This window comes from uncultured Sphaerochaeta sp. (assembly GCF_963676625.2).
Classification (GTDB): domain Bacteria; phylum Spirochaetota; class Spirochaetia; order Sphaerochaetales; family Sphaerochaetaceae; genus Sphaerochaeta.
The window spans coordinates 626270-652593 of sequence record NZ_CAXXYB010000008.1; the positions used below are offsets into that span (position 1 = coordinate 626270).

Below are 26324 nucleotides of genomic sequence, written 5' to 3' on the forward strand. Positions count from 1 at the left end.
AAAAACATTTTTTGTAGAATTATTTAATGGAAAAATACTTTTCTGGAACTACGATATCTGCATTTCCCATAAAGCCTTTGCCCATGATGTAGGTATCCTGATAAATCAATACATGATTTTTAGCACGAACACCTGTGTTGACATCAGAATAGAAAGAACCATTCCATTTGGCTCCTGGAGTGAATTTATTATACGCCTTCATCAAATCCGAAAGCTTCAGCAACTGACTTTCGCCCTTGAGCACGTTGATGGCATGCTGGCCAAGACCGGCAGTAGTGGTATAACCATAGGAGAAAGCCCAGGTACCAAAACGACCTGCACCACCCTTGGCAATAATCGCAGATTCAACTTTCTTCAGGATAGCTGTGAAATCACCAGCCTCTGCAGAAAGATCAAGACCAAGAGCTCCTGGATAGCCCATCAACGGACTGGGGAGATCGGCTTCAATGAAATACCCACCATAAGCAAGCAATTGCTTGAGCAAGGGTTCAGTATGGGCATCATTGGTGCAGAAGAAGGCTGCTTTCTGGCCATACTGCTCAATCCAAGCAGGAACTTTCTCGAGGATGTACTGCTGGGCACCGGCAACGCCGACATCACTGGTAGGATCGGGTGCGGTTTCCATGACAAACTTCATACCCAAGTCTTCACAAGTGGCTCTCATAATCGCAACACGACGGCTCATGGTTTCATAACTGAGATGTCGTGGGAAGGAAATATGGACAAACGTATCGCATCCAAGTTCATGTGCAGTATGGATGATAAGGTACCCACGGGCTACAAAATCATTATTCACTGCCAAGTCAGCGGCACTCTGGATTACACCAGGATCCTCATGTGCTTCACCAGCAATGCAAAGGACATCGGATCTTTTTTCCTTGACACGTCGAAAAGCCTCGGTGGTACCGGGAACAGCCTGATTTACAACGATAGCCTTCATCAAAGGATCATCGGCAAGGCCAGAAATAACGCTGATCGTCGTCTCTGCCTCATCCATGAAGTTATCGGGATAGGTTACATGCTGAATGATACCACCATCTGCAACAGATCCATATTCCTTGATCAAACGTTCTGCACCACGAAGATCGTCCTCTGACTGGGAAACAGTTCCCGTCACGATTCCTACATGAAAAGCAGGAGCTGCTGCCGTTGCAACGGGGGTAGTACCGGGAGTTGCTTCCTTGCTTCCATTTGCAAAGGCAAATCCACTGACCATGGCAAAACAGAGCATCATAATAAGCGTCTTTTTCATAATCCACCTCTCTTTTTTGATAACTTCCATTATGATATGCAAAAGAAGAACCATGCAAGAAAAGAATGAATTATTGGAACAATTTTATTGGATATTGAACAAAACAAGAGGGATCTGTTGCAAAACATACAACAAATCCCTCATTAGTATAGTAAAAATAACAACAATACCGATTTCTATAAAGTAGCGGTTGCCTGTTGTCTTCGTACCTCATACAAAAGAATACCTGTGGCTACTGATACGTTCAAAGAGTCAATATGCCCTGTCATGGGAATCGATACGAGCATATCACAGAGTTGCTGGGTCAACTTATTCATGCCTTTCCCTTCACTCCCCATCACCAGAACTGTCTTCTTGGGGAATACCGTCTTATGGATGACTTTGCCTTCCATATCGGCACCATATACCCAGAAACCATTGGCCTTCAAATATTCCAATTCCCTATTGATGTTCGTCACTACCGATATCGGTACATATTGGGCAGCTCCCGAAGAAACCTTGATTACGGTTTCGTTTACCTGCACGCTTCTTCTCTCAGGTATAATGACCAAACCAACGGAAAACTGATCACAAGAACGAAGTATTGCCCCAAGATTCTGGGGGTCAGTCAATTCGTCGAGCACAAGAACGATAGTATTGTCATCCTCTCCAAGTCCCTGGCAAAATTCCTTGACAGTAAGAGCCTTGGCCCTGGAAGTGTTGGTCCTTGCCCCACCAAGATCAAGTAGAGCCCCTCTATGATCACAATCAGGGGCCATGCGATCCATTTCAACACTTGCTATTTTCTTTACTGCTACCTTTCCGGTAAGCATGGCTTGTCTTTCCAAAGCAGATGTATGGCCACCCATGCCACGACACAAATAAAGTGTCGAGCCTGCAGGGGCCTGTTTCAAGCTTTCCTCAATTGCGTGAAAGCCAAATATTTTCTCACCCATTCTCTTCTCCTAACTACAGATTTTCGAAGCTTACTTCATTACTATAAAAAAAGCTACCACAGAATCCTGCAGTAGCTTTCCTGTCAATCCTCGAAAGGAACGGGTTTTGGAGCAACGTCTTCACCAAGGGCCTCAGACAACTCCTGCATAACCTTTTTCGCTTTCAAACTTAGATGTTTGGGAACCTGAACCAATAACTTGATATACATATCCCCACGATCGGTTGAATTCAATTTGGTAACACCCCGTCCCCGAACCCTGAGCATCTTCCCGCTCTGGACCCCGGCAGGAATGGTTACCTTGATATTCTGACCATCGATCGTAGGCACTTCTATATCGTTGCCAAGGGAAGCCTGGGTAATCGAGATAGGAATCTGACAAAACAAATCATAATCCTGCCTGACAAAAAACTTGTGGGCTTTCACGCTGACATACACATACAAATCGCCGGTTGCACCACCATTGGCACCAGCATCGCCCATACCACGCAAGACTACACGGCTTCCGTTGTCCACACCGGCAGGAATTGTAACCTTGACCTTCTGTTGCTTTCTCTTCAAACCCGTACCATGGCAGTCGATACAAGGATTTTCAATGACCCTTCCGGTCCCATTACAAGTAGGACAGGTACTGGCAACAGAGAAGAACCCACTGTTTCGCCTTACTTGCCCGGCACCATTGCAGGTCGGACAAACTTTGGTTCCCGAACCGCCCTTGGCTCCGGACCCATGACAAGTATCGCAGGCAACCTGATGAGAGAAGGCAATTTCAACCTTGGTCCCAAATACGGCATCCTTGAAATCAACATCTATGTCATAGCGCAAAGAAGAACCCACATCTGGGGCACCTTGTCCCCTAGACTGGGAACGCGAGGATCCCCCGCCAAAGAAAGAACTGAAAATATCCTCGAAACCACCACCGCCACCACCACCGAAAATATCACTGAAATCACGGTAGACATTCGAGTAATCGTGTCCGGACCCATTTGCACCATCAATTCCGGCAAAGCCAAACTGGTCGTAGGTCTGACGTTTCTTTTCATCACTGAGCACCTCATAGGCCTCGGTAGCTTCCTTGAAACGTTCCTCTGCTTCCTTATTACCTGGATTCCTGTCCGGATGGTTGGCAATAGCGAGCTTTCGGTAAGCCTTTTTTATTTCATCCAGTGTTGCTGTCTTTGCAATGCCAAGCACTTCATAATAATCACGTTTCGCCACGGTGCGACTTCCTTCGAACTAATGTACTTTAGAAACATCATGTCGGCCTATAGCCGACATGATGAAAAGCCTTTTACCCATAGTAACCTGTTTACGAAACGTTAGTCTACGACTTCGTAATCAGCATCTTCGACACCGTCTTTACCGGTATGCTTCTTCGGTTGCTCTTCCTTGGGTTCAGAAGAAGGTTGTTCAGGTTGTGCACCCTCCGCGCCCTGGGCGGCAGAAGCATTCTTATACACTTCCTCGGCCAGTTTATAGGCTGCCTGTTGCAATGCTTCACTCTTTGCCTTGATTTCCACGGCCGTAGCACTCTGGTTGGCAAGGACAGTCTTCAATTCAGCAAGGGATGCATCAATCTTGGACTTGTCTTCGGCACTGATCTTATCCCCGTAATCCTTGAGGGACTTCTCAGTTGAATAGGAAAGGCTGTCTGCTTCGTTACGAGCGTCAATCCTTTCGCGTTCCTTCTTGTCTTCCTCAGCATGAGCCTCGGCATCACGGACCATCTTGTCAATTTCGGCATCACTGAGCCCTGCAGAAGCCTCAATACGAATCTTCTGCTCTTTACCGGTACCCAAGTCCTTTGCGGAAACGTGGACGATGCCGTTCGCATCGATATCGAAAGTCACCTCAATCTGAGGTACCCCACGTGGAGCGGAAGGAATGCCGATCAAATCAAATTTACCCAACGTCCTGTTCTGGGAAGCCATTTCACGCTCACCTTGAAGGACATGGATGCTAACAGCCGTCTGCCCATCCGCTGCAGTCGAGAAAATCTGGCTCTTGCGGGTAGGAATGGTGGTATTGCGTTCGATCAAACGAGTATTTACGCTACCAAGGGTCTCGATTCCGAGAGAAAGCGGGGTAACATCAAGCAACAGCACGTCCTTGACATCTCCACCAAGAATACCACCCTGGATGGCTGCACCCATTGCAACGACTTCATCGGGGTTTACTCCCTTGTGGGGTTCTTTCTTGAACAACTCACGGACAGTTGTCTGAACCGCGGGAATACGAGTGGAACCACCGACCAGAACGACTTCATCAATGTCTGCGGCGGTAAGGCCGGCATCGCGAAGGGCGTTGCGTACGGGAGTCTTGGTCCTTTCAATCAAGTCAGCAACCAATTGTTCAAAATGAGAACGGGAGAGAGTCATCTGAAGGTGTTTTGGGCCTGAGGCATCTGCGGTGATGAACGGAAGGTTGATATCGGTGCTCGTTGAATTCGAAAGCTCAATCTTTGCCTTCTCAGCTGCTTCCCTCAATCTCTGCAAAGCCATTTTATCACTTGTAAGGTCAATACCATTGGACTTCTTGAACTCAGAAGACATCCAATCAATGATTCTCTGGTCAAAATCATCACCACCAAGGTGAGTATCACCATTGGTAGACTTTACTTCAAAAACTCCATCGCCCAGTTCAAGGATGGAAATATCGAAGGTACCACCACCAAGGTCGTAGACAGCAATCTTTTCTTCCTTGCTCGCATCCTTGCCAAACCCATAAGCCAAAGCGGCAGCGGTAGGTTCATTGACAATACGCTTTACATCAAGGCCAGCAATCTTACCGGCATCCTTGGTTGCCTGACGTTGTGCATCATTAAAATATGCGGGAACGGTGACAACAGCCTCGGTAACAGCCTCTCCAAGGTAATCTTCGGCTGTTTTCTTCATCTTCTGAAGAACGGCAGCAGAAATCTCCTGTGGTGAATGAGCCTCACCCCTGATGTCAACCTTGATTTCCCCTGAGGGTCCGGCAAACACCTTATACGGGATTCTTCCCAATTCAGAAGGAACCTCACTATATTTTCTTCCCATAAAACGCTTGATTGAATACACAGTATTCTCAGCATTCGTTACCATCTGGTTCTTTGCAGGCTGCCCAACAAGGCGATCACCTTTGGCGGTATAACCAACAACAGAAGGAGTTGTTCGTTGTCCTTCACTGTTTGCGATAACCATGGGATCATTGCCTTCCATTACTGCGACGCAGCTGTTAGTAGTGCCCAGGTCAATACCAATTATTCTTCCCATTTTATATATCTCCTCTCCTAAATATCCATCAATCTAAACAAGATCTCTAAACCTTTGCCCTTAAAGTACTCATACTAAATCAAATCGTCAAACGTTTGGCTTGCCAACTTTCACTTTTGCAGGCCGCAAAATACGTCCATGCAATTTGTACCCCGTTGAAAAATCCTCCAAGACAGTCTCTGCCGACAAGGAAGGGTCTTCAACGACCATGCAAGCCTCATGCTCTTCAGGATTGAACTCCTTTCCTTTCGCATCTATCTTCTCGAGTCCCCAGTTTCGTTCGAGAATCCCGTACAATTGAGAACTTACCATCAGTACGCCATCATGAACCTTTTGAAAATCCTTGGTTGATTCAGCAGCCTCGAGAGCCCGGGTAAAATCATCAAGCGGTTGTAGAAGATCCTTGATAAGATTTGAATTTGCGTATTTCACCGCTTCATCCTTATCCCTGATCAAACGCTTACGAAAATTCTCAATTTCAGCACGATCACGAAGCATCTGGTCCTTCATTGAAGCCAACTCAGCCTCTGCGCTATCGACCTTGGCTTGTAAGGCTGCAATCTGAAAATCATTTTGTTCAGCATCCGAAGAAGATGCAGTCTCTTCGGAGGAAACATCATCTACAATCAGTTTCTCTTCTTCTTGTTTTGCATCTTTCTTTTTTTCTTTCATATCCATTCAATTCCCCAATTTTGCATTGCATTTGACCAAACAAAAGCACATGCATATTTGTATGCCCGAAAACAGGAATACCCTATTCCCGGGCCAATACTGTTTACCTTGATTAAAAAATAATGAGTAGCCCACCCCGGGCATGACGATAACATACATACGGAAGATTGGAAGCGTCAAGTATTTTTCTCGTCTTCCTCATCGAGATTGATAACTTCTTCATCTCCTTGGGGAATAAATTCAACCCAAGATGAAGATTCCTCTACCTGTGGACTTTCCAGAAGGTCTTCGATTTCCGTCAATTCCTCAGGGATTTCCTCGGTCTCAGGGATTTCCTCAGTCCCAAGGATCTCATCAGCCTCTGGGATCTCATCAGCCTCTGGGATCTCATCAGCCTCTGGGATCTCATCAGCCTCTGGGATCTCATCAGCCTCTGGGATCTCGTCAGTCTCAAGGATCTCGTCAGTCTCAAGGATCTCGTCAGCCTCAAGGATCTCGTCAGCCTCTGGGAATTCTTGTATGGCTTCGGTGAGCCTTTCAAATTCCAAACTTTCCTCTGGAGCCAATTCTTTGGCCGCTTCCAATCGTAAAGCCAGTTCATCAAGGAATTGTCGTACTATCGCCATCATGGAATGAAAAGCCTTATCGGTACGTCCTACGGTTTGGTCATATAGCTCTTCCATCTGCTTTGAACAAGTCAAAACAAAAGAATCCAAGGAGGTAGACACTTGTTTTTCCGAACTTGTTTCAAGTTTTTCCAATTTTTCCTTGATTTCGACAACCACCTGCTCTGCTTGAGCCTGCAGATCCTCAAGCTCATCATGATGTTCCTGCATTACCAAGGAAGCCTTTTGCTGGATTTGCCTCATCTGTTCAGCATGTTCGGCAACGGCGAGAACGCCATCCTTACGCAATTCTTCCAACTGTTCATTTCGTTCGGATACAACTGCCAGGGAAGCTTCCTCATTTGCTTTCAATACCTCGGAATGAGAAATAACCCGCATTTGGTTTCTTCGTTCAGTTTCCTGTACTTCTTGCTCATAATTCTGCAATTTTTCGAGGGAAGCGGATTCCAGACCAGAAATATCTTCACGAAAAGCAGATAAGGTAGCCTTGGCCTGAAGAAGGGAATCCGAAAATTCCTGTCTATAGGAATCAATATGTCCATCGAAGGTCTCCAGGGTAATCCTGAATCGTTCAACACGTGCAATCTCGTCATGAACCTCGGCAATCCGTTGTTCTGCCTGTTCTGTAGTGGTCCCAAGCTGAGTCAAGACCTGCCGATAACTATTGAGTACTTCCTGAAGTTTGGTCAGGTCATCGCTTCGAGACTGCAAATCATAGATTTGTTCATCAATCTTATGTAAAAGTTGCGTTGATTCTTGAATCTTGTGGTTAATCTTCTCCTCAGCCTGCTGAGAAGTTTCCCTGAACTGGGATTGCACCGATTCAATCTCCCTTGCATATTGTTGTTGACGTTGCTTGCTCAAATCATAGCGACGGTTTCTCTTGTCTTCCGCTCGAAGCGAGAAAATTATGACCAGTGTCAGGATGAAGAGTATGACCGGCAATAACAATTCCATAGTGACCTCCCATCAAATCAAAACACGAGGGAAGAAAATTCCTCCCAGGAACGAACAACCAAATCTGCTTTTGGAAAAATTCTTCTCGAGCGAGTTAGCAGGCAAGCATACATGCCTTCCTGTTTTGCCCCCAGGACATCTTTTTCATAACTATCCCCGACATACAGGATTTCCTGGGGTTTCAGAGCCATATGTTCCAGTAAAAAATCAAAGGCCTTCTTACTTGGTTTCAAATACCCGCTATCCTCGGAACTTATTGCTATGTCGACAAAGGTCTCTATCCCAAGAGTTTTCAATTTCCTGGCAACCGGAAAATCACTGAACACCCCGATGGCCATCCCCTGGGCCTTGGCTTTTTCCAAGGCTCCCTGCAACCCCGGGCAGGGTTTTATCGAAAGAAACGATTTCTCCCATTGTGCATAAAACTGTCTATCAACTTTTCTTCTGATTCTTTGCAAGTTGTCAGGAGTAACAGGATTGCCAATTTTTTCAAGGATAAGGCTTGCCTGTCGAGCAAGCAAGCCTTCCCTATCGGGGGGATCAGTCGCAACCAAGTCCTGACTGGCCCTATATTCCTGGCGAACAGAATTGAACAGCAAACCCAGCCGAAGCGAAGGAAAAGCTGTCTTGATCATGCGCCAGTTGAGCATTCGCTTTGGATAAAGGGTACCATCTATATCAAGCCAGATGGCCTTTATCCCTTGGTCCTGCAGAAATCCCATCTCAACCTCGCTTCTTTTGGGTATTGTTTCGCTCTTTTTTTGCGGAACGTTCACGCGATTTTCCAAAAGCAGCCTTGTTTCCGGGCTTCGTGCTCTTTACCTTGGCAGTGGCCTTTCCGCCGGTAGCCTTTCGGGAAACAGCTGTCTTGATCGGCCCATCGGGAGAAGCTACTTTCGCCGGTCTATCATTGAGGGAAGGATTTCTTCTTCGTTCCCGTAGGTCAATTTCGATCGGTATGAGGGTAAATCCAAGATCCCTGCGAATACAATTCTTCAGATACTGGATATAGGCCTGGGGGAAATCCTTGTCATGGTTTACAAAAAACAAGAATTTGACAGGCATCGCGCTTATCTGCGTCCCATAATATACTTTATAGTGGCCTACGGCTCCTCGAGGAGGTTGATAAGCTTCACCCCATCCCTTGAGAGCTTCATTCAGAGTCGAAGTGTCGACGCGCTTGTTCAATTGCTTCCAGACTGTCCAGACCATATCGAGCAACTTGCCGATATCCTGCCCATTCTTTGCACTTATGGAACACATAGGGGCAAAGGCCAGCACAGGGAACAGGAAGCGTACACGGTCCTTGATCGCTTCAAGTTGGTTTCCGACACCTGCAAGCAAATCAATCTTATTGAGCACCAATACCACGCCTTTTCCTCGGCGAACTATCAATGACGCAATTTTCTTGTCCTGGTCTGATAATCCCTCGATGCTATCAATCATCAGCAACACGACATCGGCATCCTCGATGGTCTTGATGGCGCGGTTGACCGAATAATACTCGACATCTTCCTCAACCTTGCTCTTACGCCTGATCCCAGCAGTATCAAGAACAGTGAAATCCGTGCCCTTGTAATTGAAGGCACCCCTGACCACGTCACGGGTAGTACCGGCAATATCACTGACAATAGAGATGTCATCACCGACAAGAAGGTTTGCAAGCGTACTTTTCCCAGTATTCGGTTTTCCCAGGATGGCAAGCTTAAGTGTGGAGACCTCTTCAGGAGCATCAAGCAAGCTTTCCAGTTCCAGCATTCCCAAAAGAGTTTCCTCAAGTTCCTCGATTCCAAGTCCATGAGCGGCCGATATGCCGATGACCCGCTGGAATCCGTATCCATAATACTCCCAGATCAAATCATCTCGGTGAGTATCATCAATCTTGTTCACGACAAGGACAACCTTATCAGAATAAGGCCTGAGGCGCTCGATGATTTCCCTATCTTCAGCCGTGACTTCCATGCAATCCATCATGAACAGGATTACATCACTTTTACCGAGCAATCCGTAGCTTTTTTCGGATACCAGGTCGTCAAGCCCTTCCCTTTCAACTTTTATGCCACCGGAATCCACCAGGATAACCGGATGGTTTCCCAATAGCCAGCGTTCGGGAATGGGATCACGGGTAACCCCTGGGGTCGGATCTGTGATCGCCCTGCGTTTGCCTATCAGTCGATTGAAAAGAGTCGATTTGCCCACATTGGGCCTACCGATTATTACGATGACGGGAATCTTGGCGACAACTTTGTCAACCTGTTCGTTTTCCGTCTCAAATGGTGGTGAAATGATCGAATCGGTCATGCATCCACTCCCTTATATAGGTGGTAATTGTAAGATATGAATCCATTTGCATCACGGTCTCGGCAAGTTCTTGAGCTTCTTTATAAGAAACATTACGAAGAATCTTGCGAACCTGCAGGATGCTTTGGGGGCCCATACTGAATTCATCCAACCCTAAACCGGCCAACAGCACGGAATAGAGCGGATCGGCAGCCATTTCACCGCAAAGGCTTACGGGAATATTTTCCTTGTGAGCCTTGTCAATGATCATCTTGATGGAGCGAAGTACTCCCGGATGCATTGGCTGATAAAGATATGCAATCTTCTCATTACCTCTATCAACAGCAATTGTATACTGGATAAGGTCATTTGTGCCAATCGAGAAGAAATCTACTTTTTTTGCCAGGATGTCGGCACACATCGCTGCAGAGGGAACCTCAATCATTGTCCCGACCTTGATATCGGGGTCAAAGGGAATATGTTCTGTCCTGCATTCCTCTTTCACATGTTCAAACAAATGCAATACAGCGTCCAGTTCTTCGCCCCCGCTTATCATCGGAAACATTATCTGTAATTTCCCATACATACTGGAGCGGAGCAAAGCTCTCAACTGTATGGTAAAGATATCCTTACGGGAAAGACAAAAACGTACGGCTCTCCACCCAAGGATGGGGTTCTTCTCATCTATGCCCATACCCTTTACGATCTTATCCCCACCGATATCAATGGTACGGATGGTAACCGGTTTTGGGGACATCGATTCCACCACTTTCCGATAGGCATTGAATTGCTGTTCCTCGGAGGCACTGTCATTGCTATCCATAAACAAGAATTCGGAACGAAAGAGACCAATTCCCCCCGCACCATACCGTATCGCATTCTCAACTTCCCCGTCAGTCTGTATATTGGCTTTCAGGGAAAGTTTGTGGCCATCGTTCATTTCAGTTGGAAGGTCGACCATTTGCAATAATTCAGCCTCATGTTGCTGCCACAAGGCAAACCGTTCATTCAAGTTCTGCGCGGCAATCAATTCCGGCCTGACATAAAACTCCCCATAGTTTCCATCAACAATCACTTCATCGCCGTCATTCACTTTCGCCGCGGCATTTCCAAGAGCCAATACTGCAGGAATGCCAAAAGCTCGAACGAGGATGGCAACATGGCTTGCCCTTCCTCCTCCATCCAAGGCTATTCCCAACACATGGGTCTTGTCCATCGCAAACAACTCGGAAGGCATGATGTTGTCGGCAACAAGAATGACATCCTCTTCCAGAGTTGAGATATCCTGTCCATGGTTACCGCTCAGAGCTTTGACCAAGTGAAGTCCCACATCCTTGAAGTCGATCACCCTGTCGCGCAGTATTGCATCCTCAGAGGCCTCCAGAAGCGATACCATGGAATTCGTGACAGTATCAACAGCCCACTGGGCACAAACAAGCTTGCTTGAGATTTCAGATTCAATCTGGGAGAGATATTCAGGGTCGGAAAGCATCATCATATGGGTTTCAAGTATTTCTGAAGGCAGAGAGGCAACATCAGGGCCTCTGTGCTGTTCCAAGTTCTCTTTTGCCTTCCTTACAGCAATTTCAAAGGCTTCAAGTTCGCTTGGAAGGGCCTCTTGAGAGATGTGATGTTTCTCCGCAACCAACTGGGAATGGATATGTAGCAAAGCTTTACCTTTGGCAAGTCCTTCCGAGGCCGCAATTCCATTGAATATCCTCATATGTAATGTACTATACGGAGTTTATCCTCCCATGTAAAGCTGGAAACAAAACCCTGTTCACACTAGAATAGATGCTATGAACAGGGAAAAAGAACAAGATAAAACCGCTCCATCACCAAAAAACAATAAAAATAAATTACTGATCGGTTGGGTTAGCTGGTTGGTCTTCAGCATTCTTCTGGTTGCAATAACCAGCCCTTCCATACTCAAATCGATTGAAGCAAGCGGAGTATTGGATTTGAAAGCACAGAGTTCCGTTTTTGTAAGCAGTTCTGCTTTCAGAACCGTCGATGCGTGCTTTGTCTCTTATTCAGGAGAATTTTCCCTGTACAAGCAAAAACAAAAAAAGCTGGGAGGATCGGTGTATCACGATTGCATCGAAAGCCTGCTTGCAGGTCCTGATTATAACGCCCTTGCAAAAGGAGCCATTACCTATATTGCACCAAAGACTACTCTTATTGGGCTCACTCTTTCCGATGGAATCCTTTTTATTGACCTCTCAAAAGAATTTCTTAATAGCCCCGATTTTGCCAAGGCGTACAAACAACTGGAATTGACAGCCACGGATTTCAGTAAAGTCGAGAATATCGTGTTATTGGTTGAAGGCAAGGAAGTGACTATGCAAGAAGGACATCAAGTCTAGCCTTGAAAGTCTCCATATCCATACCTTTGGAAGGCTTGAGCAATGCAAGAAATTCGGTATTTCCCTTATGTCCGGTTATAGGGCTCTTTTCCAAGCCATGAATCCCAACCTGTTCATCCTCAAGAAGTGAATATACAGTAGCCATTACCGTCTTGAGCAAATCGGTATCCTCAACAACCCCAGTAAATCCCTGCTGGCCCTTGGGAAGTTCAAACTGGGGCTTTATCAACGAGACAAGCCATTTGTCACGGCAGAGTTGAAGAATATGGCTGGCAGCTCCTCCTATTGATCTAAAAGAAAGGTCGCAAACGGCCCCTGAACAAGGAGGATTGAGACTGTCGAGGAACATGATATTTTGCTTTTCATAAACTAAGACCCTATCATCTGTCCTGAGTCTCCAATCAAGTTGATTATATCCAACATCGACGCTATGAACCAAGGAAGCTCCCCGTTGCAACAGGCAATCGGTAAAGCCTCCGGTCGAAGCCCCTGCATCGAGCATCACCAAGCCTTTGACAGAAATTCCAAAAGCCTCGAGGGCATGCTCAAGCTTGAAACCTCCCCTGGAGACATAGGTATCGAAGGTAAAGGATAGCTCACTCTCTATTTCAAGCATTTGTTTAGGATCAGTTGCAAGGATTCCATTGGCATAGACATTCCGACAAGCTATGAATGCCGTCAATTGATCCTTTGAGTATTGGCCATATTGTCTGGCCAGAAGCTGTAGCAAGGGAAGCCGTTTTTTTTTCATCAAAGAGCAAAACTACGGGTAAACCGTTTAATGGAAACAGCATTTCCGGTTTCTGTCTCAATCGTCACACATACACCCTGCAAAACAGGAGGATGGTCAGCGATTTCACTTCGAAGTGGCATCTGCGTCATCTGTTTGGCTATGGAAATGCCCGGATCCGAACCAATTACGCTCTCACTCGGTCCACAAAGACCAAGATCAGTAATATACGCAGTTTTATGGGGAAGTATCTTCTCGTCCGCAGTCTGAACATGGGTATGGGTACCTACAAGGGCAGAAATCTTTCCATCAAGATACAAGGCCAGGGCTTCCTTCTCCTCAGTATTCTCGGCATGAAAATCGACAAGAATCATTGGGGTCTGCTTTTTCAATTTCTGGACCTGGTCCATTCCAATCCTGAAGGGACAATCAATCGATATCAATTGCTGTCTTCCTTGCAAGTTAAGTACCGCAACTTTATGACCTTTACAATCAACGACAGTCGATCCATGACCAGGAGCCTGAGGTGGATAATTTGCCGGTCTAAGCAATCGAGATTCACTATCTAGATATGGCAACAGGTCTTCCTGTTGCCATATATGGTTGCCACTCGTAATGACATGAACACCTAGGGTAAAGAACTGTTCCATAAGTCGGGCAGAAAGACCAAAACCATTGGCAGCATTTTCACCATTGACTACGACCAAATCTGCGCGAAAATCCTTGACCAACGAACCAAGTCCCATAAAAAGCGCCCTGCACCCAGGTTGTCCGCAAACATCCCCAAGCAACAGGACAGTCAGTGTTTTTGAATCAGACACTACAAAACCTACCTAGCGTATTCTACTACACGCATTTCACGAATAATCGTCACCTTGATCCTGCCGGGATATCGCAATTCAGCCTCTATTCGGCTGGCAATTCCCTTGGCAATATCTTTGGCACCATCATCGGAAACCGTATCATTGTTTACCAGTATCCTCAATTCCCGACCAGCTTGGATTGCATAGGCTTTGTCTACACCGGCAAAACTCTCGGCAATCTGCTCAAGGGATTCAAGACGTTTGATATAATTATCCAAAGTTTCACGTCTTGCACCAGGACGTGCAGCACTGATAGCATCGGCAATCTGAACAATGACAGCTTCCAAGGTTGTTGGTTCTACATCATTGTGGTGAGCCAGAATTGCATTGACGACCCGAGGGTCCTCACCAAGTCGCTTGGCCATCTCAGCACCAAGTTCAGCATGGTTTGCATCACTTTCAGTCTCAATTCCTTTTCCAATGTCGTGCAAAAGTCCGGAACGCATCGCCAACTCACTGTTGGCACCTACTTCACTGGCAATCATACCAGATAAGATAGCAACTTCCTTCGAGTGATTCAGAACATTCTGGCCATAACTGGTACGGAAATAGAGCCGTCCCAAAGCACGGATTGTCTCCTGGCCCATATTATGGACACCAAGATCAAATACGACCTTTTCGCCTTCGTCAGCAATGATTCTTCCAATTTCTTTGGTTACCTTGTTTACAACTTCCTCGATTCGGGCAGGATGAATTCTTCCATCCTGAACAAGTCGTTCAAGCGATACCCTGGCAATTTCCTTGCGAACTGGATCAAAACATGAAATGACAACGGCCTCTGGAGTATCATCGATAATTACATCAACCCCAGTCAAAGTCTCCAAGGTCCGGATATTCCGTCCTTCTCTTCCAATGATACGACCTTTCATCTCATCACTGGGGAGGCTTACCGAGCTGATAGTAACATCACTGGTAACTTCAGTAGCCAATCGCTGGATGGAACCAACGACAATATCACGCGCCTTTTTATCGGCAGTGAGCTGAGCTTCCTGTTCAATCTTGTTGATCAAGAGCTGCCCATCTCTTTTTGCGTCATTTTGCATAGCCTCAATGATATTTGCCTTTGCTTCCTCGGCAGTCATTGCAGCAATACGCTCAAGTTCGCTTATCAGGCTACCTTCCTTGACGGAAATTTCCTGTTCTTTCCTTAAAAGACTTGCGTCTCTATCTCCCAGTTGCTTTCTGATAGCATCTAATTCAGTTTGCTTATGTTCAAGATTCTCTTCTTTTTGAAGAAGTCTCCTCTCAGAACGCTGCAATTCACTCCGTCTTTCCCTAGCCTCGCGTTCTTGCTGTTGTTGCTCTTTCAACAACTGATCCCGAGTCTCAAGCAAAAGCTCTCTGCTCTTTGCTTCAGCTTCCTTTATTGCTTCCTTGTTCAGTCTAACAGCTCTCTGTTCAACCGAGGTAAGCTTAAATTTCGCATACAGCCAACGGCATAACCAACCTAAGACGATACCAATTAAACAACTAAGGAGGATGATTAGTATAACATTCATATACCACCCCCTATTGTAATGTATCAATCATACGAACGGTTTTGCTACTTGTCAAGGCTAACTTAATCATAAATCTTTACCATAAGTATAGAAGTATAAACAATCTGACAAACTATTTTGACTATCTTCTGCTTTCTGGAAGCTTATGACAATATAAAAAACCGCTGTCATGACAACAGCGGCTTCACCCCTAAGGGTCTAACAATTTTGAAGGTACGAATAAGGGGCTTATTTAACCTCTTCTGCACTCTTCTCTTCTGCGGCGGCTACAGGCTTTGCAGCCTTCACCTTTGCAGGTTTTTCATCGGCTTTTTTCTCAGCTTTCTTTTCAGCTTTTTTATCAGCCTTAACGGTTTTTTCAACCAGTTCAAGGATGACCATTTCAGCAGCATCGCCGAGACGGTTGCCGGTCTTCAGGATACGGGTATAACCGCCCTTCCGCTCAACAAACAAAGGAGCGATCTCTGTGAATAGTTTCGCCAAAATAGCCTCATCAGTGATATCCTTGCCAATAGTACGACGATTATGTACATTATCGACCTTAGCGCGGGTAATCATTTTTTCGGCCATTCTTCGAACTTCAAGAGCCTTTGCCTTGGTGGTCTCAATCCTCTCGTATCTGAACAGGGAGGTCACCATGTTGCGCTTTAAAGCTGTCCGCTGGGCGGAATTTCTACTTAGCGCATTGAATCCAATCCTATGCTTCATTCTCTTCTTCCTTGTTCCCTGGGACTTTAACTGCAGTTTTCAAAACACTGTAGTCCGTCATCCCGAGGCTGAGATTCCATTCTTTGAGTTTGTCTTTAATCTCAGAGAGGCTCTTCTTACCGAAGTTCCTCGTCTTTGCAATCTCTTCCTCAGTCTTTTTGGTCAAGTCACCAATCGTTCTGATGTTGGCATTCTTGAGACAGTTGCTTGACCTCACGGTCAGCTCCAATTCCTCAACAGAAGTACCGAGAATCTTGCGAACCCGTTCTTCTTCTTCGTCAACTTCGTCATTGTTACTGATCAATGTCTCGTCAAAGTTTATGAAGATCTGGAAGTATTCCTTCGCAATCTTCGCAGCCTCTGCCAAGGCATTCTGTGGAGCAATTGTCCCATCGGTATAAATCTCCAATGTCAGTTTATCATAATCACTACGATATCCAACACGGGTAGGTTCTATCGAATACTTAACGCGGGTAACCGGTGAGAAAGTCGCATCAATAGGGATCGTCCCTATTTCCTCGATATATTTCTCGTTGATTTCAGACGGGACATAGCCCCTTCCAAGGTCAATCTGGACTTCCATTTCAATGTTGGCATCATCCATCATCGTAAACAGAACCAAATCTTTGTTGGTGATCTCAACCTGGTCACGCTCGAAGTTTGCACCGGTAATAATGCCGGGGCCCTTACACTCAATAAGGAGATTAGTCCCTTCTGAGTCCTCGGGCATCTTGATCTGCAGTTTCTTTAAAGCAGCAATAATATCGGCAATATCCTCACGGACACCCGGGAGCTGCTCAAATTCACTGGAAATCATATGCGGAACACCATCTTCATTGAAGCTGGTGAACTTCACGGCAGTGACGGCATACCCCTGGATAGATGAGAGAAGTACCCTTCTGAGCGTGTTGCCAATAGTGGTACCAAAGCCTCTCTCAAACGGATAAGCTATAAATTTCCCAAAATTGGATTCAATTGTGCTATGTTCAAAGGTAATTCCCTTGGGCTTCTTGAAGCCCTTCAGAAGGTTTTTGCGTGCCATGGTTACTCCTTATCTGGAATACAACTCGACGACCAACTGTTCGTTAATCTTTTCGAGCTCGGTGACTTCACTTCTCCGAGGAACAGCTACGAAGGTACCCTTCATCGCATCCACATCCAACGCAAGCCATTGGCAAACACCGGATTTGGAATATTCCTTCAGGTTTTCTTTAATAGTAAGCATCTTCTGTCCACGAGGGCCAACGGAGACAATGTCGCCGGGCTTGAGGCGGTAAGAAGGAATCGTTACTCTTTTACCATTAACCTGGATATGCCCATGGTTGACCAACTGACCAGCTTCACTTCTGCTACTGGCGAAGTGCAAACGATAGACAACATTGTCAAGTCTGCATTCAAGCAACATAATCAAGTTTTCACCAGTCTTTCCGGGGATTCTTGATGCTTCGTCGAAAGTCAGCTTGAACTGCTTCTCGAGCATGCAATACGTCCTCTTCAGCTTCTGCTTCTCACGAAGCTGAATGCCATAGTTGGTCGGTTTCTTGGAACGGGCCCTTGGGTCCTTTCCAGGAAGGCCTGTGGCCTTGGGATCATTCATCGGACATTTGCCGGAATGACATCTTTCGCCCTTAAGGAACAATTTAGTCCTTTCGGCTCTGCAGTATCTGCATTTCGGTCCTGTATATCTTGCCATATAATTCTAGCTCCTAATCAGACTCGTCTGCTTTTACGAGGTCTGCATCCATTGTGCGGAATGGGTGTAACGTCACGGATAGACCGGACTTTCAACCCAAGCACGCCCAAAGTACGAATTGCACTTTCACGTCCAACACCGGGACCCTTCACGAATACATTGACTTCCTGAAGGCCAGAGTCCATAGCTGCTTTAGCTGCTTTCTCTGCCGTGGTCTGTGCTGCATAAGGAGTGGACTTCTTGGCACCACGAAACCCGAGTCCGCCTGCGCTGGCCCAGGAAACAGCATTACCGTTAAGATCGGTAACGGTGACAATGGTATTGTTGAAGGTTGCCTGAATATAGACATTCCCTTCATATACCGTCTTCTTCACTTTGCGCTTTGTATTAGCCATTTATTACCTGCTCCTTATTTCTTCTTAGACGCAACGGTTTTCTTCTTACCCTTGCGAGTACGAGCGTTGGTCTTGGTCCTCTGCCCACGTACTGGAAGACCCTTACGATGACGAAGACCGCGATAACAGCCAATGTCCATAAGGCGCTTGATATTCAGGGCGACTTCTGTGCGAAGACGTCCTTCTACTTTGTACTCTTCCTCGATAACCTTACGAAGTACCGCAAGGTCGTCGTTTGAAAGGGTGTTGATACTTATATCGGGGCTGATCTGTGTCTTTGCACAAATGTCAGCGGCCGAAACCCTGCCGATTCCGTAAATATACGTTAAGGCAATCTTTACTGCCTTGTTCGGCAAATCTACACCTGCAATTCTCGCCATTCATGGCCTCCTGAATTTCACTTATAGAGTAGGAAGGCTTCCGCCGAACCCTGTCACCTCTGTCTCTGCTTGTGCTTGGGATTCTCACAAATGATACGGACAACCCCATTCCGTCTGACTACTTTGCATTTGTCACAAATCGGTTTGACACTTGCTCTTACTTTCATGTTTCTAGCTCCTAAAGCCTAAATATGTTTCGACTTTTTGCTTCCCACATTGAACCCATCATAGTGGTGCATTTTCATAACGCCTTCAATCTGCCTCATGGTATCAAGGTCTACGCCGACGAGGATAATCAACGACGTACCGCCAAACAGCATTGCCACGGATGAAGGAAAGCTAAATAATTTCTGTACCAGTGTGGGAATCAAAGCAATGAAAGCCAAGAAGATTGCACCGGGAAGAACAACTCTGTTAAGTACCTTTGTAAGATACTCTTCAAGTTTTTCGGATCGTACGCCTGGTACGGATCCACCGTTCTCTCGAATCTGTTTGGCCATCTCGACCGGATTCATAGTCACCTGTGTATAGAAAAAAGCAAACGCTATAATCAACAGGGCGTAGATGATCAGATAGGGGGCACCCTGAGGACTAAGCCAATTGGCAAAAGTGGCTAGCCACTTTACCTGTGGTCCCAAAGTAGTCGCAATCTGCAAAGGAAATGAAAGCAAAGCGGAAGCGAAGATAACCGGGATTACATTAGACGGGTTGAGCTTTATTGGAATGTAAGTACTCTGGGCACCATACATCTTTCGGCCTACAACGCGTTTAGCATAGTTCACGGGAACTTTACGAACACCTTGTTCTTCATATACAACGAGAGCGACGACTACAATGAACATAATAAAAACAACCAAAACGACGATAGGATTCAAGGTACCTGCTGAGACACTCTTGAATAAAGTCACCATCGCTTCGGGAATTCTTGCAACAATACCGGCAAAAATCAAAAGGCTAATACCGTTTCCGACACCAAACTGAGTGATTTTATTTCCGAGCCAGACCAATAGCATGGCACCGGCAGTAACCGTAAGCATTGCAATAAGTGTAAAGGGTACGATCCCCATGGTCAAAACGCCGGGAATAGAATTCGCGTAAATCGTGACCACATATGACTGAATCAGACAAACGACAATCGTACCATATCTGGTGTACTGCTGAATCTTCTTCTGTCCAGACGGATCTTCTGCCAGTTTCTTCAGAGCTGGTACTACTAACATCAGCAACTGAAGAATAATCTGAGTACTGATGTACGGCATAACGCCAAGCATGAAGAGAGAGAAGTTCGCAAAAGCACCACCAGAGAAAAAGTTCAAGTATTCGGTTAAACCAACACTGGAACTGTTGCTCTGGGAAAGAAAATACAGTTTTAGAACTTGGGGATCTACACCTGGAATAGGAATCACGGCCCCAACCCTGCTGACAATCAGCAGGCCCAAGGTTATGAAAATCTTCTTCCGAAGATCCTTCATTCTATACATCTCAACTAAGGAGTTTGCCATAAAGCCCTTCTTTGTTATCTGATTTCGCCACCCGCAGCTTTGATCTTTTCGATCGCGCTTGCGGAAACCTGCAACCCGTCAATGATTACTTTTTTGGTAAGCTCACCGTTACTCAGGATTTTTACCTGAACACCGAAACCCTTTACCAACCCAGCGTCCTTAAGAACGTCAAGGGTAATCACATCACCGTCTTCAAAGTTGGCGGACAGAACATCGAAGGATACAATCTGATAATCCTGCTTGAACTTAGCATTAGAAAAACCCCTGCGTGCTACACGGCGATACAGAGGCATCTGGCCACCTTCAAAACCAAGACGAACACCACCACCGGAACGCTGGTTCTGTCCATCATGGCCCCTACCGCAGGTACGGCCTTTTGAGGAAGCACCGCGGCCAACGATAGTCTTTTTTGTATTGGCACCAAACGGTGCGTGAATCTGTCCCATCTTACATCTCCTCGACTTTCACAAGGTGTGATACAACACGAACCATCCCAAGCGTTGAGGGATTATTGTCTTGCACAACCGAGCTATCAATCTTGCCAAGTCCAAGAGCCTTTACAGTTTTACGCTGCATAGGCCTGGATCCAGCAACACTACGGACCAAGGTAATTTTGATCTTTTTTGCGTCAGCCATCGGATTAACCCCACATCTCGCTCAGGGATTTACCCCTGTTCTTTGCCATACTCTTTGCATCAAAAAGATGCTCGAGTGCATCAAAAGCGGCCTTTACGGTGTTAATCGAATTCTTGGAACCGAGGGACTTGCTCAGGATGTCATTTATACCGCAGGCGTCACAGATAGCACGAACAGCACCACCGGCAATAACGCCAGTTCCAGGTACTGCAGGGCGAAGGAGGACACTTGCGCTCTTGTAATTTCCAATAATTTCGTGAGGAATGGAAGTCTTCTTCACAGGAACTACAATCATATTCACCTTAGCACGATCAACGGCCTTGCGAATAGCTTCGGTGACATCGTTGGCTTTTCCAAAACCATAACCAACCTTGCCTTTCTGGTCGCCTACAACAACCAAAGCCGAGAAGGAGAATCTCCTACCGCCCTTGACTACCTTAGCAACACGATTCAGCTTGATCAGCTTTTCGATGTATCCATCGTTCTTGTCTTTATCCCTTTCTCTAGATCTTTCCACAGTTTCCCCCTAGAACCTAACGCCGGCTTTGCGGGCGCCATCTGCGATGCTCTTGACTATTCCGTGGAAGAGATAGCCATTACGATCGAATACACATGTGTCAATATTCTTCTCGAGCATTCTCTTGCCGACGACTTCACCAAGCTTAGCCGCATCTTCAACAGTATTTTTCAAGCCTTTCAGTTCTGCTTCAAGGCTGCTGGCAGCAACCAAGGTTGTACCTGCAACATCATCAATGACTTGAATATACATGTGGGAGTTGCTTCGGAAAACAGTCATTCTCGGCCTGCTTCCAGTACCGGAGAGACTCTTACGAATATGATGCTTACGACGTATAAGCTTTCTTCTCTTATCGATTACTCTGTTCATCTCTTTTCCCTACTCATCATTTCTTTGCAGCAGCGGACTTGCCGGCTTTACGACGGATGATTTCATTCTCATACTTTATGCCCTTGCCCTTATACGGTTCTGGACCGCGAAGAGATCGGATTTCAGCACAAGTCTGGCCAACAAGCTGCTTGTCGATGCCACTGATGGTAACCTTGTTTGGGTTCTCACAAGTAGCAGTAATCCCCTTAGGAAGAACAAATTCGACCAATACGGAATATCCCAGGTTAAAAGTCAGCAAATTTCCCTTGAGCTCGGCACGATAACCGACACCGTTAATCAGAAGGGTCTTGGAATAACCTTTGGAAACTCCGATGACCATATTGCTGACCAACTGGCGATACAACCCATGAAAACTATTGCTTGCCTTGGATTCGTCCCTGTTTGTCACTTCCACTACATTGTCCTTGAGTTCAATAATGACTTCAGGACGATAAGCACAGTTGAGTTTGCCTTTTGGGCCTTCAACATTGACAATACCATCGGCAACAGAAACTTTAACCCCTGTGGGTACTGCGATTGGCAATTTTCCAATTCTGGACATTCTTTACCACCTTACCAAATCGTGCAGATCAGTTCACCACCGATCTTATTTTCTGTAGCCTTCTTACCAGTTATTACACCGGTAGAAGTGGAGACTACCACGACACCATGTCCATTATATACACGTGGCATATCCCGATAACCGGTATACACACGACGGCCAGGGGTTGAAACGCGTACAATCCCATGGAGTACTGGACTCTGCTTCTCATCATACTTCAGGAAAACACGAATGAAAGAAATTCCATCCTTGGTTACTTTCTTGAAGTTCTTGACGTACCCTTCATTTTTGAGAATCTTCACAATCTGAAGTTTCATCTTTGAAGTGGAAATATCTACTTTTTCATGCTTCGCTTGACTAGCATTCCTAATCTTGGTCAGCATATCAGCAACTGGATCACTTACAGCCATTTTTCTCTCCTACCAACTGGATTTGGTAACACCAGGAATCTGGCCTTCACTTGCCAATTTGCGGAAGCAGATCCTGCACATATCGAACTGGCGCATATAGCCACGGGGTCTGCCACATATTCTGCAACGGTTGACTTTTCTGGAACTGAACTTGGGCTCCCGATTGGCCTTTACGATCAATGATTTTTTTGCCATATGTCTCCCACCCTTATTTAGTGAAGGGCATGCCAAGCTTTTCTAGCAGGGCAAAGCCTTCTTCATCGGTCTTCGCAGTCGTCACAATGGCGACATTCAAACCGCTGACACGCTCAATCTTGTCGAAGTCAATTTCAGGGAAAATAATCTGCTCGGTAATACCAAGGGAGTAGTTTCCATGTCCATCAAAAGCATTAGCCTTAACGCCTCTGAAATCCTTGACACGAGGAAGAGCTATACTAATCAGTCTCTCCAGGAAGAACCACATGTTGTCGCCACGCAGAGTTACCATAGCACCGATTTCTTGCCCTTCGCGAACCTTGAAGTTGGCGATGGATTTTCGAGCCTTGGTCTTCAACACATGCTGACCTGTAATTTGTTCAAGTTCCTTGACAGCAGCATCGAGAAGTTTCTTGTTAGAAATAGCTTCACCGACACCTACGCTGACTACAATCTTCTCAACTGTAGGAACCTGCATCTTTGAGGTGTAACCACGTTCGGCAAAAAGAGCGGGAGCTACAGTCTCAAGATATTTGGTCTTGAAATTTGGTATGAACTTTTCCATTAGATCACTTCCCCGGTTTTTTTTGCAAAACGGACTTTCTTTCCGCTCTCATCAAACTTGTACCCGATCCTGGTTGCTGAACCATCACTGGTTACATATGCAACATTGGATACATGGATCGGAGCCTCGATTTCCATGATGCCGCCCTTATCCTGCGGATTTTTCTTCTTCATGGTCTTTTTGACCATGTTGGCACCCTGGACGACGACCCTTTCTTTCTCTAGGTCTACCTTTACGATCCTGCCGGTCTTACCTTTGTCTTTTCCAGCAAGAATCTTCACGGTGTCGTTCTTCTTAAGCTTCATGTGCACACTCCTACAACACTTCCGGCGCGAGTGAAACGATCTTCATGTAGCCATTTCTGAGTTCTCTGGCAACTGGTCCGAAGATACGCTTACCGCGCGGGTTATTGTTGGCATCAATGATAACGCACGCGTTATCGTCGAACCTGATATAGGTACCGTCAGGTCTGCGGTATTCCTTCCTCGTACGAACAATGACGGCTTTCATGACATCGCCCTTCTTAATGGCGCCATTAGGCAGTACGTTCTTTACGGCTACCACGATAATATCACCAACACTGGCAACATAACGATGGCTTCCACCAAGAACTTTAATACACTGGACCTTTTTGGCTCCACTATTGTCCGCTACATTCAAATAACTTTGCATCTGTACCATAACGTCTCTCCTGGTTTACCGAGCACGCTCGACAATCTGAACGAGACGCCAGCACTTGTCTTTGCTGATGTGGCGGCATTCAACAACACGAACAGTGTCACCGATATTGGCCTCGTTTTTCTCATCATGTGCCTTCACCTTCTTGGTGGTAGTCACATACTTCTTGTACAGGGGGTGCAACCTTCTTGAGGAGATGGTGACGACAATGGTCTTGTCCATCTTATCACTGACCACCTGTCCAGTAAAACTCTTTTTATTCGTTTCCATCTAATCGCACTCCCTTAGTTAGCTGCTTTCCGAATTCCGAGGGCATATTCGTGGATGATGGTGTTCACGCGAGCGATATTCCTTCTGGTTGTACGAACAGCCAACGGATTCTCAACATGCCCAAGAACTCTTCCCATCCGAAGATCCAGAAACTCCTTATGGAGCTGCTCTTTCTTCTCAACCAATTCGTCAAGGGTCAAATCTTTATATGAATTTTTCATAATTTACTCCACATCCCTTCTGACGACAAACTTCGTCTTGATCGGAAGCTTTGACGCTGCAAGCGCAAGGGCTTCACGAGCCAATTCTTCAGTGACTCCGCCCATCTCAAACATGACAGCTCCAGTCTTGACAACTGCAACCCAACCTTCAGGAGCACCCTTACCATTACCTTGTCTAGTTTCAGCTGGCTTCTTGGTATACGGCATATCAGGGAAAATCCTGATCCATACCTTACCACCACGCTTAATGTGACGGGTCATAGCAACACGAGCGGCCTCAATCTGGCGGTTTGTAATCCACTTGGGTTCAAGTGCCAGCAAGGCAAATTCCCCAAATGCAATAGTAATACCACGGTGGGCAACACCATCAGTGGTACCACGCTGTTTCTTTCTGTATTTTACTCTTTTTGGACTAAGCATGGCCTACTAACTCCTTGCCTCGACGCCATCGGTCTTTGCAGACTTTCTTACGAGCCCACCAGCGTCTTCTTTGATTGCATGTTCGTAGATTTCACCATTGAACACCCATACTTTGACACCAATGGCACCAAAGGAAGTGTGCGCTGTTACAAATCCATAATCAATATCGCTACGGAGAGTATGAAGAGGAACACGACCTTCCTTCATCCATTCGGAGCGTGCAATTTCAGCACCACCGATACGGCCCGAGCATCTGATCTTTACACCTTGGGCTCCACTCTGCATTGCCTTGCTAACTGCCATTTTCATTGCTCTGCGGAATGAACCACGGGCAACAAGTTGTTTGGCAACGTTAGAAGCAATCAGCTGGGCATCAGCCTCTGGTTTCTTGATCTCTTTGATCTTGATCTGTACTTTCTTGTCGGAAAGTTTCTGGAGTCTTGCCCCTAGCTTTTCAACATTGGCACCCTTGCTACCGATAATAATACCGGGGCGACTGGTGGTGATCACGATAGTAATACGCTGAGGTTTACGGATGAATTCAACATCTGAAATCTCGGCGCCTTGGACTTCTGGACAACCAAGTAAAGCTTTTCGCAGCTTCAAATCTTCGTGCAGTGTGTCCGCATACTCCCTCGGATCCACATACCATTTGGACTTCCAAGTCTTGTTGATTCCAAGGCGGAGTCCAATCGGATTTACTTTCTGGCCCATTTATTCCCTCACGCTTGCTTTTTCGTCAACAACGACGGTAATGTGTGACATCCTCCTGAGGAGAATATCACGTCTCCCATGGGATCTCGGCCAAACTCTCTTGAGTCTCGGGCCCTCGTTAACCTGCAATTCCTTGACAACAAGATTTTCTTCATCGAGCTTCTTGTTCTGGTCAAGTGCATTTGCACAGGCAGATTGCAGAACCTTGAGGATTAAACGAGACCCCTTCTGGGGCATCGCCTCAAGGATTGCAACGGCTTGGGCATATGACTTGTTTCTTACCAGGTTAGCTACAGGACGAACCTTTGAAGGAGCAACCATCAGATACTTCGCTGTTGCTGAATAACCTTTTTTTTCTTCCATTACTCTACCCATCTCGATTAACCAACCTTCTTGTCGGAAAGTGCATGACCGCGGAAAATACGGGTGGGGGAAAACTCACCGAGTTTATGCCCAACCAAGTTCTCAGTCACATACACTGGAATCCAGGTCTTTCCGTTATAAACGGAAATTGTGAATCCTACCATTTCAGGGATGATCGTAGAACAGCGGGAATAAGTCTTGATCATCTGCTTCTGATTAGTCTTAAGAGACTCCTGAATCCTTTTATAAAGCTTCTTCTCAATAAAAGGACCTTTTTTGATTGATCTTGCCAC

At 46.0% G+C, this 26324-nt stretch carries 36 protein-coding genes; 1 reads left to right on the plus strand and 35 read right to left on the minus strand.

What is annotated here, in order from left to right; all coding sequences use genetic code 11:
• Positions 1–19 precede the first annotated feature (19 nt).
• From ACHZBG_RS13555 to ptsP, 9 genes are all read right to left on the minus strand, one after another.
• The gene (locus ACHZBG_RS13555) at positions 20–1252 is read right to left on the minus strand and encodes a DUF3798 domain-containing protein (protein ID WP_320130003.1); all 1233 of its coding nucleotides are present in this window, start codon (positions 1250–1252) and stop codon (positions 20–22) included.
• A gap of 176 nt (positions 1253–1428) precedes the next feature.
• Positions 1429–2187 carry a 23S rRNA (guanosine(2251)-2'-O)-methyltransferase RlmB gene (rlmB, locus tag ACHZBG_RS13560; RefSeq protein WP_320130004.1) on the minus strand — a complete coding sequence of 253 codons (759 nt, stop codon included), beginning with the start codon at positions 2185–2187 and terminating at the stop codon, positions 1429–1431.
• A gap of 83 nt (positions 2188–2270) precedes the next feature.
• The gene (gene dnaJ / locus ACHZBG_RS13565; protein ID WP_320130005.1) at positions 2271–3404 is read right to left on the minus strand and encodes a molecular chaperone DnaJ; all 1134 of its coding nucleotides are present in this window, start codon (positions 3402–3404) and stop codon (positions 2271–2273) included.
• Positions 3405–3505: 101 nt separating this feature from the next.
• Positions 3506–5440, minus strand: a complete 1935-nt coding sequence (gene dnaK / locus ACHZBG_RS13570) for a molecular chaperone DnaK (protein ID WP_320130006.1) — start codon at positions 5438–5440, stop codon at positions 3506–3508.
• Positions 5441–5527: 87 nt separating this feature from the next.
• Positions 5528–6112 carry a nucleotide exchange factor GrpE gene (gene grpE / locus ACHZBG_RS13575; RefSeq protein WP_320130007.1) on the minus strand — a complete coding sequence of 195 codons (585 nt, stop codon included), beginning with the start codon at positions 6110–6112 and terminating at the stop codon, positions 5528–5530.
• Between the two features lie 176 nt (positions 6113–6288).
• Positions 6289–7695: a SpiroCoCo family coiled-coil protein gene (locus ACHZBG_RS13580; protein WP_320130008.1), complete on the minus strand. Its 1407-nt coding sequence runs from the start codon at positions 7693–7695 to the stop codon at positions 6289–6291.
• 17 nt (positions 7696–7712) lie between these two features.
• A complete protein-coding gene (locus ACHZBG_RS13585; protein WP_320130009.1) occupies positions 7713–8471 on the minus strand; it encodes an HAD family hydrolase in 759 nt (252 codons plus the stop codon).
• A complete protein-coding gene (gene der, locus ACHZBG_RS13590; protein ID WP_320130010.1) occupies positions 8419–9996 on the minus strand; it encodes a ribosome biogenesis GTPase Der in 1578 nt (525 codons plus the stop codon). The genes ACHZBG_RS13585 and der overlap by 53 nt, the downstream gene beginning before the upstream one ends.
• Entirely contained in the window at positions 9965–11698 is a 1734-nt protein-coding gene (gene ptsP, locus ACHZBG_RS13595; protein WP_320130011.1) for a phosphoenolpyruvate--protein phosphotransferase, read from the minus strand. The genes der and ptsP overlap by 32 nt, the downstream gene beginning before the upstream one ends.
• Positions 11699–11774: 76 nt before the next feature.
• On the opposite strand from ptsP, the gene ACHZBG_RS13600 reads away from it, so the two are divergent.
• A complete protein-coding gene (locus ACHZBG_RS13600; protein ID WP_320130012.1) occupies positions 11775–12341 on the plus strand; it encodes a GerMN domain-containing protein in 567 nt (188 codons plus the stop codon).
• Here ACHZBG_RS13600 and ACHZBG_RS13605 read toward each other — a convergent pair.
• The 26 genes from ACHZBG_RS13605 to rpsS all read right to left on the minus strand — a co-directional run bounded on the left by ACHZBG_RS13605 (position 12316) and on the right by rpsS (position 26324).
• Positions 12316–13092, minus strand: a complete 777-nt coding sequence (locus ACHZBG_RS13605; RefSeq protein ID WP_320130013.1) for a TlyA family RNA methyltransferase — start codon at positions 13090–13092, stop codon at positions 12316–12318. The genes ACHZBG_RS13600 and ACHZBG_RS13605 overlap by 26 nt on opposite strands.
• On the minus strand, positions 13092–13892 hold the full coding sequence (locus ACHZBG_RS13610; protein WP_320130014.1) for a TIGR00282 family metallophosphoesterase: 801 nt from the start codon (positions 13890–13892) through the stop codon (positions 13092–13094). The genes ACHZBG_RS13605 and ACHZBG_RS13610 overlap by 1 nt, the downstream gene beginning before the upstream one ends.
• Positions 13893–13900: 8 nt before the next feature.
• The gene (gene rny, locus ACHZBG_RS13615) at positions 13901–15433 is read right to left on the minus strand and encodes a ribonuclease Y (RefSeq protein WP_320130015.1); all 1533 of its coding nucleotides are present in this window, start codon (positions 15431–15433) and stop codon (positions 13901–13903) included.
• 228 nt (positions 15434–15661) lie between these two features.
• Complete coding sequence (rplQ, locus tag ACHZBG_RS13620; protein ID WP_320130016.1) at positions 15662–16141, minus strand: 50S ribosomal protein L17; 480 nt, start codon at positions 16139–16141, stop codon at positions 15662–15664.
• Positions 16131–17183: a DNA-directed RNA polymerase subunit alpha gene (locus tag ACHZBG_RS13625; protein WP_320130017.1), complete on the minus strand. Its 1053-nt coding sequence runs from the start codon at positions 17181–17183 to the stop codon at positions 16131–16133. Before ACHZBG_RS13625 ends, rplQ begins: the two co-directional genes overlap by 11 nt.
• Before the next feature lie 9 nt (positions 17184–17192).
• Positions 17193–17834, minus strand: coding sequence for a 30S ribosomal protein S4 (gene rpsD / locus ACHZBG_RS13630; RefSeq protein ID WP_320130018.1), 642 nt, complete (start codon positions 17832–17834; stop codon positions 17193–17195).
• A 17-nt stretch (positions 17835–17851) separates the two neighbouring features.
• Complete coding sequence (gene rpsK, locus ACHZBG_RS13635) at positions 17852–18229, minus strand: 30S ribosomal protein S11 (RefSeq protein WP_320130019.1); 378 nt, start codon at positions 18227–18229, stop codon at positions 17852–17854.
• 14 nt (positions 18230–18243) lie between these two features.
• The gene (gene rpsM, locus ACHZBG_RS13640) at positions 18244–18609 is read right to left on the minus strand and encodes a 30S ribosomal protein S13 (protein ID WP_320130020.1); all 366 of its coding nucleotides are present in this window, start codon (positions 18607–18609) and stop codon (positions 18244–18246) included.
• A 53-nt stretch (positions 18610–18662) separates the two neighbouring features.
• Complete coding sequence (gene rpmJ, locus ACHZBG_RS13645) at positions 18663–18776, minus strand: 50S ribosomal protein L36 (protein ID WP_198890382.1); 114 nt, start codon at positions 18774–18776, stop codon at positions 18663–18665.
• 18 nt (positions 18777–18794) lie between these two features.
• Positions 18795–20111: a preprotein translocase subunit SecY gene (gene secY / locus ACHZBG_RS13650; protein WP_320130021.1), complete on the minus strand. Its 1317-nt coding sequence runs from the start codon at positions 20109–20111 to the stop codon at positions 18795–18797.
• Positions 20112–20125: 14 nt separating this feature from the next.
• Positions 20126–20557, minus strand: coding sequence for a 50S ribosomal protein L15 (gene rplO, locus ACHZBG_RS13655; RefSeq protein WP_320130022.1), 432 nt, complete (start codon positions 20555–20557; stop codon positions 20126–20128).
• A gap of 1 nt (position 20558) precedes the next feature.
• The gene (gene rpmD, locus ACHZBG_RS13660; protein WP_320130023.1) at positions 20559–20747 is read right to left on the minus strand and encodes a 50S ribosomal protein L30; all 189 of its coding nucleotides are present in this window, start codon (positions 20745–20747) and stop codon (positions 20559–20561) included.
• A gap of 4 nt (positions 20748–20751) precedes the next feature.
• Positions 20752–21264, minus strand: coding sequence for a 30S ribosomal protein S5 (gene rpsE, locus ACHZBG_RS13665; RefSeq protein ID WP_320130024.1), 513 nt, complete (start codon positions 21262–21264; stop codon positions 20752–20754).
• A gap of 9 nt (positions 21265–21273) precedes the next feature.
• Positions 21274–21633 carry a 50S ribosomal protein L18 gene (gene rplR, locus ACHZBG_RS13670; protein WP_320130025.1) on the minus strand — a complete coding sequence of 120 codons (360 nt, stop codon included), beginning with the start codon at positions 21631–21633 and terminating at the stop codon, positions 21274–21276.
• A 16-nt stretch (positions 21634–21649) separates the two neighbouring features.
• Entirely contained in the window at positions 21650–22195 is a 546-nt protein-coding gene (rplF, locus tag ACHZBG_RS13675) for a 50S ribosomal protein L6 (protein ID WP_320130026.1), read from the minus strand.
• Between the two features lie 11 nt (positions 22196–22206).
• Positions 22207–22605: a 30S ribosomal protein S8 gene (gene rpsH / locus ACHZBG_RS13680; protein ID WP_320130027.1), complete on the minus strand. Its 399-nt coding sequence runs from the start codon at positions 22603–22605 to the stop codon at positions 22207–22209.
• Between the two features lie 9 nt (positions 22606–22614).
• Positions 22615–22800, minus strand: coding sequence for a type Z 30S ribosomal protein S14 (locus tag ACHZBG_RS13685; RefSeq protein ID WP_320130028.1), 186 nt, complete (start codon positions 22798–22800; stop codon positions 22615–22617).
• 13 nt (positions 22801–22813) lie between these two features.
• Positions 22814–23365, minus strand: coding sequence for a 50S ribosomal protein L5 (gene rplE / locus ACHZBG_RS13690; RefSeq protein ID WP_320130029.1), 552 nt, complete (start codon positions 23363–23365; stop codon positions 22814–22816).
• Positions 23365–23670: a 50S ribosomal protein L24 gene (gene rplX, locus ACHZBG_RS13695; protein ID WP_320130030.1), complete on the minus strand. Its 306-nt coding sequence runs from the start codon at positions 23668–23670 to the stop codon at positions 23365–23367. Before rplX ends, rplE begins: the two co-directional genes overlap by 1 nt.
• Positions 23671–23680: 10 nt before the next feature.
• On the minus strand, positions 23681–24046 hold the full coding sequence (rplN, locus tag ACHZBG_RS13700) for a 50S ribosomal protein L14 (RefSeq protein WP_320130031.1): 366 nt from the start codon (positions 24044–24046) through the stop codon (positions 23681–23683).
• A gap of 15 nt (positions 24047–24061) precedes the next feature.
• A complete protein-coding gene (gene rpsQ, locus ACHZBG_RS13705) occupies positions 24062–24313 on the minus strand; it encodes a 30S ribosomal protein S17 (RefSeq protein WP_320130032.1) in 252 nt (83 codons plus the stop codon).
• Between the two features lie 14 nt (positions 24314–24327).
• Positions 24328–24534: a 50S ribosomal protein L29 gene (gene rpmC / locus ACHZBG_RS13710; protein ID WP_320130033.1), complete on the minus strand. Its 207-nt coding sequence runs from the start codon at positions 24532–24534 to the stop codon at positions 24328–24330.
• 3 nt (positions 24535–24537) lie between these two features.
• On the minus strand, positions 24538–24954 hold the full coding sequence (rplP, locus tag ACHZBG_RS13715; RefSeq protein WP_320130034.1) for a 50S ribosomal protein L16: 417 nt from the start codon (positions 24952–24954) through the stop codon (positions 24538–24540).
• Between the two features lie 6 nt (positions 24955–24960).
• The gene (gene rpsC / locus ACHZBG_RS13720; protein ID WP_320130035.1) at positions 24961–25668 is read right to left on the minus strand and encodes a 30S ribosomal protein S3; all 708 of its coding nucleotides are present in this window, start codon (positions 25666–25668) and stop codon (positions 24961–24963) included.
• Entirely contained in the window at positions 25669–26031 is a 363-nt protein-coding gene (gene rplV, locus ACHZBG_RS13725; protein WP_320130036.1) for a 50S ribosomal protein L22, read from the minus strand. It abuts the gene before it with no gap.
• Between the two features lie 17 nt (positions 26032–26048).
• Positions 26049–26324 carry a 30S ribosomal protein S19 gene (gene rpsS / locus ACHZBG_RS13730; RefSeq protein ID WP_320130037.1) on the minus strand — a complete coding sequence of 92 codons (276 nt, stop codon included), beginning with the start codon at positions 26322–26324 and terminating at the stop codon, positions 26049–26051.